Below are 8,929 nucleotides of genomic sequence, written 5' to 3' on the forward strand. Positions count from 1 at the left end.
GGCGGCGGTCGTCCCGGTGGCGGCGGCGGCTTCGCCGGTCGTCCCGGTGGCGGCGCCCCCGGTGGCGGTGGCGGCTTCGCCGGTGGCGGCGGTGGCCGTCCCGGCTTCGGCGGACGTCCCGGTGGTCCGGGCGGCCGTGGTGGCACACAGGGTGCGTTCGGCCGTCCCGGCGGTCCGGCGCGTCGTGGCCGCAAGTCGAAGCGGCAGCGCCGTCAGGAGTACGAGGCCATGCAGGCCCCGTCGGTCGGCGGCGTGATGCTGCCTCGCGGCAACGGCGAGACCATTCGCCTGTCGCGCGGTGCGTCGCTCACCGACTTCGCGGAGAAGATCAACGCCAACCCGGCGTCCCTCGTCGCGGTCATGATGAACCTGGGCGAGATGGTCACGGCCACGCAGTCCGTCTCCGACGAGACGCTGCAGCTCCTGGCCGGCGAGATGAACTACACGGTTCAGATCGTCAGCCCGGAGGAGGAGGACCGCGAGCTGCTCGAGTCCTTCGACCTGGAGTTCGGCGAGGACGAGGGCGGCGAGGAGGACCTGGTGGTCCGCCCGCCGGTCGTCACCGTCATGGGTCACGTCGACCACGGCAAGACCCGCCTGCTCGACGCCATCCGCAAGACGAACGTCATCGCGGGCGAGGCCGGTGGCATCACCCAGCACATCGGTGCCTACCAGGTCGCGACCGAGGTCAACGGCGAGGACCGGGCGATCACCTTCATCGACACCCCGGGTCACGAGGCGTTCACCGCCATGCGTGCCCGTGGTGCGAAGTCGACCGACATCGCGATCCTCGTGGTGGCGGCCAACGACGGTGTGATGCCGCAGACGGTCGAGGCGCTGAACCACGCCAAGGCGGCCGAGGTGCCGATCGTGGTCGCGGTCAACAAGATCGACGTCGAGGGCGCGGACCCGACCAAGGTGCGCGGTCAGCTGACCGAGTACGGCCTGGTGGCCGAGGAGTACGGCGGCGAAACGATGTTCGTCGACATCTCCGCCAAGCAGGGTCTGCACATCGACAGCCTGCTCGAGGCGGTCGTCCTCACGGCCGACGCGGCTCTGGACCTGCGGGCCAACCCGCACCAGGACGCGCAGGGCATCTCGATCGAGTCCCGTCTCGACCGCGGCCGCGGTGCCGTGGCGACGGTCCTCGTCCAGCGAGGCACGCTGCGGGTCGGCGACACGATGGTGGTCGGCGACGCGTACGGCCGCGTCCGGGCGATGCTCGACGACAACGGCAACAACGTGGCCGAGGCCGGCCCGTCGACGCCGGTGCAGGTCCTGGGTCTGACCAACGTCCCGGGTGCCGGCGACAACTTCATCGTGGTCGACGAGGACCGTACGGCCCGCCAGATCGCGGAGAAGCGCGCCGCCCGCGAGCGGAACGCAGCGTTCGCCAAGCGCACGCGCCGTGTGTCCCTCGAGGACCTGGACAAGGTGCTGAAGGCCGGCGAGGTCCAGCAGCTGAACCTGATCATCAAGGGTGACGCTTCTGGCTCCGTCGAGGCCCTCGAGTCCTCCCTGCTCCAGCTGGATGTCGGCGAGGAGGTCGACATCCGGGTGCTGCACCGCGGCGTCGGTGCGGTCACGGAGTCGGACATCGACCTGGCGATGGGCTCGGACGCCATCGTGATCGGCTTCAATGTGCGCGCGGCGGGCCGCGCGGCGCAGATGGCCGAGCGCGAGGGCGTGGACGTCCGGTACTACTCGGTCATCTACCAGGCGATCGAGGAGATCGAGGCGGCCCTCAAGGGCATGCTCAAGCCGGAGTTCGAGGAGGTCGAGCTCGGTACGGCGGAGATCCGCGAGGTCTTCAAGTCGTCCAAGCTGGGCAACATCGCGGGTGTTCTCATCCGCTCCGGCGAGGTCAGGCGCAACACCAAGGCCCGGCTCGTCCGCGACGGCAAGGTGGTCGCGGAGAACCTCAACATCGAGGGTCTGCGTCGCTTCAAGGACGACGTCACCGAGATCCGCGAAGGCTTCGAGGGCGGTATCAACCTCGGAAACTTCAACGACATCAAGGTGGACGACGTCATCGCGACCTACGAGATGCGAGAGAAGCCGCGGGCGTAAGCCAACGGTGCGTGCTGGCCGACGGGACATCGGTCCCGTCGGCCAGCACGCCGTTTGCCGGGGGCTGCCGCCCCCGGACCCTCGCTTCCGGTGAACGGCGGCCCACCGCCGTCGTCCCCGGAAAACCCCGTCGAGCCGTTACGGCGTTCGTTGTACGGTTTTCGTGTCCCTGCCCAAACCGATGGCCGGGTCATCGATCCCGTACCGGCGGGTCATCCGGGTACACACATGTATGTGGGGACTCTGTCCTTCGACCTCCTCCTCGGCGACGTACGGTCGCTGAAGGAGAAGCGCTCCGTCGTCCGCCCGATCGTCGCCGAGCTCCAGCGGAAGTACGCCGTGAGCGCAGCCGAGGTGGACCACATGGACCTCCACCGGCGGGCCGTCATCGGCCTTGCGATGGTCTCCGGTGACGCGGGGCACCTGACGGACGTACTGGACCGGTGCGAGCGGCTGGTCGCCGGACGCCCCGAGGTGGAACTGCTGTCCGTACGACGGCGCTTCCACGGCGAAGACGACTGACCCCAGGAACACAGACAGGAAAGAACGGGAGACGGACCAGTGGCCGACAACGCGCGGGCTAAGAGGCTGGCGGACCTCATCCGAGAGGTGGTGGCCCAGAAGCTGCAGCGCGGGATCAAGGACCCGCGGCTCGGCTCGCACGTCACCATCACGGACACCCGGGTCACGGGTGATCTGCGGGAGGCAACCGTCTTCTACACGGTGTACGGGGACGAAGAGGAGCGGCAGGCCGCGGCCGCCGGCCTGGAGAGCGCCAAGGGCATCCTGCGCTCCGAGGTCGGACGGGCGGCGGGCGTGAAGTTCACGCCGACCCTGACCTTCGTCGCGGACGCCCTCCCGGACACCGCCCGGACGATCGAGGACCTCCTCGACAAGGCGCGCGCCTCCGACGCGAAGGTGCGCGAGGCGGCGACGGGAGCGCCCTACGCCGGTGAAGCCGACCCGTACCGCAAGCCCGGCTCCGAGGACGAGACGGACGACACCGCGGAATGACCCAGCAGCACAACACGCCCGACGGCCTTGTCATCGTCGACAAGCCGTCGGGCTTCACCTCGCACGACGTGGTCGCCAAGATGCGCGGGATCGCGAAGACACGGCGCGTCGGCCATGCCGGCACCCTCGACCCGATGGCGACCGGCGTGCTCGTCCTCGGTGTGGAGAAGGCCACCAAGCTCCTCGGGCACCTCGCCCTCACGGAGAAGGAGTACGTGGGGACAGTCCGGCTCGGGCAGAACACCGTGACGGACGACGCCGAGGGGGAGGTCACCTCCTCCACCGACGCCTCCGACGTCACGCGCGAGGCCATCGACGCCGGCATCGCCAAGCTCACCGGCGACATCCTGCAGGTCCCGTCCAAGGTCAGCGCCATCAAGATCGACGGCGTGCGGTCGTACAAGCGGGCGCGGGAGGGCGAGGACTTCGAGATCCCTGCCCGGCCGGTCACCGTCTCGTCCTTCACGGCGTACGACGTCCGGGACGCCCTCGCCGAGGACGGCACCCCCGTCCTCGATCTGCTGGTGTCCGTGGTCTGCTCGTCCGGCACATACATCCGGGCCCTCGCCCGCGACCTGGGCGCCGACCTCGGGGTCGGCGGCCACCTCACGGCTCTGCGCCGTACCCGCGTCGGACCGTACAAGCTGGAATCGGCCCGCACCCTGGACCAGCTCCAGGAGGAGCTGACCGTGATGCCGATCGCCGAGGCCGCCGCCGCCGCGTTCCCACGCTGGGACGTGGACGCCAAGCGGGCCCGGCTGCTCACGAACGGCGTGCGCCTGGAGATGCCCGACGAGTACACGGGCGTCGGCCCCGTCGCCGTCTTCGCCCCGGCGGGCAGGCTCCTGGCGCTCGTGGAGGAACTGAAGGGCAAGGCCAAGAGCCTCGCCGTGTTCGGCTGACGTCCAGCCGTGGAGCGGCGGTCACGGGGCACGAGCCGCCGCTCCACGGTCCCCCCTCGGTTCCCCCTCAGAGAGGTGTATCCATCCCTCCTCGCCTATTCACCCCAAGGTGCAGGCGCTCGGAGTGAACCGAGGGAGCGGAAGGGGGCGCGTTCGCAGCAAGATCTGTTCCGCTGATCATCCTCGGCCTACCGTCGGATCCAGGCACGGCGGGGAGGTTCGACCATGGTGGGACGTGGCTCTCGGACATCGGACGACGGCCCGGAGACGCGCCGCCCGGAACCGGCACTCGTGCGTGTGCGCGACGTGGCGGGGCGCCCGCGCGGCATCGGGTTCGCCGTCGACCGTCACGGCACGCTGATCACCGGCCACGAGGCCGTCGACGGAACCGGCCGGCTGGTGCTGCAGACGCCGGACGAGCGGGTCTGCGTGGTGGACGCCGACGCGGTGACGCCGCTGCCGGGCGCCGGTCTCGCCCTCGTGCGCACCGAGGGGCTCGGCCTGGACCCGCTGCCCGTCACAGTGCGGGACCGCGTCGAGACGGGGACGTACGTCCGGATCGCGGCGGGCGGCTGGCGCGAGGCGCGGGTGCTCGGCACGAGCCCCGTCACGTACGCGGCCACGGACAGCTCCCACCCCCTCGACGGCGCACTGGAGCTGGCGGTCGGCACCGCCGGCACCGAAGCGCTCCGGCCGGGCGGCGGCGCGGCCGGAGGGCCGGTGCTGGACGCGGTGACCGGGGCGGTGCTGGCCGTGCTCGGCACCGCGCTGCACTCGGAGCACCGGACTGCGGGGTTCGCGATGCCCCTGCGCGGGCTGGGAGAGCCGCTGGACGGACTGCTGGCCCGCAACGCGGAGACGGTTCCCGCCTACGGGGCGGACCTGAATCTCGCGGCGGTCCTGGAACTGACGGCGGCATGGGCGGCTGCCGACGCCCCGCCCCTCGACCGCGTACCCGTGCAACGCCCCCATGCCATCAGGGAGTTCAGGGCCTTCGAGCAGGGAACGGCCGCCGTCCTCGGACTCGTCGGTTCCCCCGGCAGCGGTCGTACGACGGAACTCGCCGCGCTCGCCGCCAGGCGCGCCCGGAGCCCCGAACCGGCCCCCGTGCTCGGGCTGCGCGGGGCGGACCTCCGGGACACGGACACATCGCTGGCCGACGCGGCGACACGGGCGCTGCAGCGAGCGGGGCGGACGAGGAACACGGGTGACATCGGTCCCGCCCGCCTGGCACGGGTCGCACGGGACGCAGGCCGCCCGTTGCTGCTGCTCCTCGACGGCCCTGAGGACATGCCGCCCGCCCTCGCCCACCGGCTCCCCGAATGGACGGCGGCAACGGCCGCGTGGCTGCGCGAGACCGGGGCGCGGCTGGTGGTGGCCTGCGGGCCGGAGTACTGGGAGGGAGCCGGGGCGGGGCTCCGGCGGGAGTTCGAGGACGGGGCACCCTGCCTACGGCTCGGCGCCCTCACCACGCCCGAGGCCCACCAGGTGTGCGTACGCCACGGCATCCCCGAGGGCGTACTCCAGGACCCCGACGCCCGGCACCCCCTGACCCTCCGCCTCCTCGCGGAGGTCCGCGCCGCTCTCCCCGACACCCCGCCCGTCCCCGTCGACCGGCACGACGTCTTCTCCGCCTACCTCGACCTGGTGTGCCTGCGCATCGCGACACGGCTCGCCACCGGGAACGGACTGAGCGGCACCGCCGTACGCCGTCTCGCCGCCCGGGTTTCCGGGCAGGTCCACGAGGCCGCCCGCCGGGGCCTCGGCCCCGGTCAAGGGGTACTGGACCGCACGACGTTCGAGACCCTCTTCCCCCGGGGGCCCGCACCACGGCTCGGCGGAACCACCGGCTGGGCCTCCGCCGTACTCGCCGAGGGCCTGCTCGTTCCCGCGGGCCACGGATACCGCTTCGCCCACGAGGAACTCGCCGACCGGCTCCAGGCCATGCACCTCGACCTGGACGCCGCCCTGGGAACCCTGGTGCACCGGAGCGTGCCGGGTGCGGCGGAGCGCCCGGTGTCCTCGCTGGCCGCGACGGCCGCGGCACGCCGCCGTGCCCGTGCCGTCCACCCGGCCCTCGCCGCGCCCCGCACTCCGCCCGTTCCGCGCCACCGCATCGGCCCGGTCGTCCAGGCGCTGCTCCTGCTGGCCCGTCAGCAGGGACCGGCCGAACTCGCCCTGCGACTCGAGGACTTGGTGTACGCGATGGACACGCTGCTGACATCCCGCCCCGCCCCGCCCGACGACGCCGCCTGGTGGGCCGCCCACCTCCTCACCGACACGCTCGTCCGCCTGCCGGACGCGACGCCGTATCTGCACGTCCTGCGCCTGATCGCCGACGGCATCGTGCGTCGGCGGGGCCAGGGGCACGCCGTACCGGCCGAGTTCGGGCCAATGTTCTGGGAGGCCCTGCGGGTTCGGGAGGCCGAACGGTTCGATCTGCTGAGAAGGCTGGTGGCGGCGGACGGGGCGCCGAGGACGGCCGGCGACCTCGGTACGGCACCCGAAGTGGCGTCCGCCCCCGGCTCCTCTCCGCCCGGCACGCCCCGGTACCTCGACGCCGTCGCACGGCTCCTCGCCGCCGACCCCACCGCCGTACAGCGCCGTCTCACCCGCTGGTTCGACGACGAGCGTCCGCTGCCCGCCGCCCCGCATGCGACCGTGGCGACCGCCGCCCAGGCGCTGCTGCACACGCACCGGCGACGCGCCCTGGACGATCTGACCGAGGCCCTCGTCGACAGCGGCCACCGGCGCGGCGACGAACTGCTCGCCGTGCTCGCCGAGGAGGAACCGTCCGCCATGTGCCGGGCCGTGGACCGCTGGGCGCACGACGAGCGGTCCGGGCGACGGGTGGCGGCGGTGACGTACGGCCTGCGCGCCGCCCCGCACGCCCGCACCGAGGCCGACCGCGAACTGCTGCGCCGCACGGGCCTCGCCCTGATGGCCCGTCCCGCCGACTGCACGCTGCACGGTGGGGCCCTCGCGCTCCTCGTACGGGATCCGCGGACCCGCGCCCGGCACCTCCCGGGGGCCGTAGCGCGTTTCGCCGCCGGGGATCCCCAACTGCCCGCCACCGCCCTGGTCACCGCCCTCACGACCCATCCGGAACCGGTACTCGCCGCCTTCCGTGCCCGGCTGCGACAGTCCGGACCCGATGTCGGCGACACACTGGGCGTCCTCGCCGACGCCACCACACCCTCCCTGGCCGGCCGGGTCGCCGCCCTCGTACACGAGGTCGCGGCGGAGCGCCCGGAGGAGGGCGGGAGCATCCCCTGCCCCAGCCGGGCCGAGGGCCTGGGGGAGCATGTCGCCGCGTATGTCGGGCGGCGTATGGACCAGGGCCTCGCCGCCCGCGCCGTCCTCCTTCCGCTGGTCGCCGGGCTGCTCGCCGTCGGACCGCCGCGGATGCGCTCCGCCCTGGCCGCCGTGCTCGGCGCGCCCGGCGGCGAGGAGTCCCTGCCCCTGCGGCACGAGCTGCTCGAGCTGCTGCTCGCACAGGAGCGGGACCAAGCGGTCCTGGACGCGATGCTGCGCTCGGCCGCCGACGGTGTGCACCGCGGCGGACAGGAGCACGCCCGCCAGGTGATCCATCGCGCGGGGGTCCTCCTGGCCCGCACGCCCGGCGGTGCCGCCCGCTTCGACCGGGGTCTGTTCGGTCTCGCCCGGCATGTGCCCGGCTTCGCCCGGCTGCTGTCCCACTGGCTGGCCGAAGCCCCCGGCGAGTGGGCCGCCCTGGTCGGCCCGGGCACCCGCCGTATGATCGAGAACCTCGCGGGCCCCCGGGTGCCCGCCTGACCGCCGTCGCCCCGCGTGCCGCCCGTCACAGCCTCGATACCGATGCGGGCGGAGGGCACCCGGCATGGCACCCTTAGACCTGCGTATGAGGCAGACACGGACACGGGTTCGACGAGGAGCGGTCACTGTGCAGCGCTGGCGTGGCTTGGAGGACATCCCCCAGGACTGGGGGCGCAGCGTCGTCACCATCGGCTCGTACGACGGAGTCCACCGCGGACACCAGCTGATCATCCGGCACGCCGTGGAACGCGCCCGTGAGCTGGGCGTTCCGGCGGTCGTCGTCACCTTCGACCCGCACCCCAGCGAGGTCGTGCGCCCGGGCAGCCATCCGCCGCTGCTGGCCCCGCACCACCGACGTGCCGAACTGATGACCGAGCTGGGCGTCGACGCGGTCCTGATCCTTCCCTTCACCACCGAGTTCTCCCGGCTCTCGCCCGCGGACTTCGTGGTGAAGGTCCTGGTGGACAAGCTGCACGCCAAGGCCGTGGTGGAGGGCCCGAACTTCCGCTTCGGCCACAAGGCCGCCGGAGACGTGGAGTTCCTGGCCGAGCAGGGCAAGACCTACGACTTCGAGGTCGAGGTGGTGGACCTCTACGTGACCGGGGAAGCAGGCGGCGGCGAGCCCTTCTCCTCCACCCTGACCCGGCGGCTGATCGCCGAGGGCGACGTCGAGGGTGCGCACGAGATCCTCGGGCGTCCGCACCGGGTCGAGGGCGTGGTGGTCCGCGGTGCCCAGCGCGGCCGCGGGCTCGGCTTCCCCACCGCCAACGTCGAGACGCTCCCGCACACCGCGATCCCGGCCGACGGCGTCTACGCGGGCTGGCTGCACGTCGGGGACGAGGCGATGCCGGCCGCGATCTCCGTCGGCACGAACCCGCAGTTCGACGGCACTGAGCGGACCGTGGAGGCGTACGCCATCGACCGGGTGGGACTGGATCTGTACGGTCTGCACGTGGCCGTCGACTTCCTGACGTTCGTCCGCGGCCAGGCCAGGTTCGAGTCGCTGGACGCCCTGCTGGAGCAGATGGCCGAGGACGTGAAGCGCTGCCGGGAGCTGACGGCGGCGTACGACGGCGAGTGAGCCCGGCAGCGTCCCGGCACCCGTGCCAAGACGGGGCGGCCCGCGCCATCAGGCGCGGGCCGAGACA

At 72.7% G+C, this 8,929-nt stretch carries 6 protein-coding genes; all 6 read left to right on the forward strand.

The features are described 5' to 3' along the window. On the forward strand, window positions 1-2,070 hold a 2,070-nt coding region (infB, locus tag AAW14_RS38640), incomplete at its 5' end, for a translation initiation factor IF-2 (protein WP_265569152.1). Window positions 2,071-2,298: 228 nt separating this feature from the next. Further along, window positions 2,299-2,592, forward strand: a complete 294-nt coding sequence (locus tag AAW14_RS38645; protein WP_073941243.1) for a DUF503 domain-containing protein — start codon at window positions 2,299-2,301, stop codon at window positions 2,590-2,592. A 39-nt stretch (window positions 2,593-2,631) separates the two neighbouring features. Next, window positions 2,632-3,084, forward strand: coding sequence for a 30S ribosome-binding factor RbfA (gene rbfA, locus AAW14_RS38650; protein ID WP_265569153.1), 453 nt, complete (start codon window positions 2,632-2,634; stop codon window positions 3,082-3,084). Next, on the forward strand, window positions 3,081-3,986 hold the full coding sequence (gene truB, locus AAW14_RS38655) for a tRNA pseudouridine(55) synthase TruB (protein ID WP_265569154.1): 906 nt from the start codon (window positions 3,081-3,083) through the stop codon (window positions 3,984-3,986). The genes rbfA and truB overlap by 4 nt, the downstream gene beginning before the upstream one ends. Before the next feature lie 225 nt (window positions 3,987-4,211). Further along, a complete protein-coding gene (locus AAW14_RS38660; protein WP_265569155.1) occupies window positions 4,212-7,781 on the forward strand; it encodes a serine protease in 3,570 nt (1,189 codons plus the stop codon). 127 nt (window positions 7,782-7,908) lie between these two features. Beyond that, a complete protein-coding gene (locus AAW14_RS38665) occupies window positions 7,909-8,862 on the forward strand; it encodes a bifunctional riboflavin kinase/FAD synthetase (RefSeq protein ID WP_265569156.1) in 954 nt (317 codons plus the stop codon). Window positions 8,863-8,929 lie beyond the last annotated feature (67 nt).

Source organism: Streptomyces hygroscopicus (assembly GCF_026168105.1).
Lineage (GTDB): Bacteria > Actinomycetota > Actinomycetes > Streptomycetales > Streptomycetaceae > Streptomyces > Streptomyces hygroscopicus_D.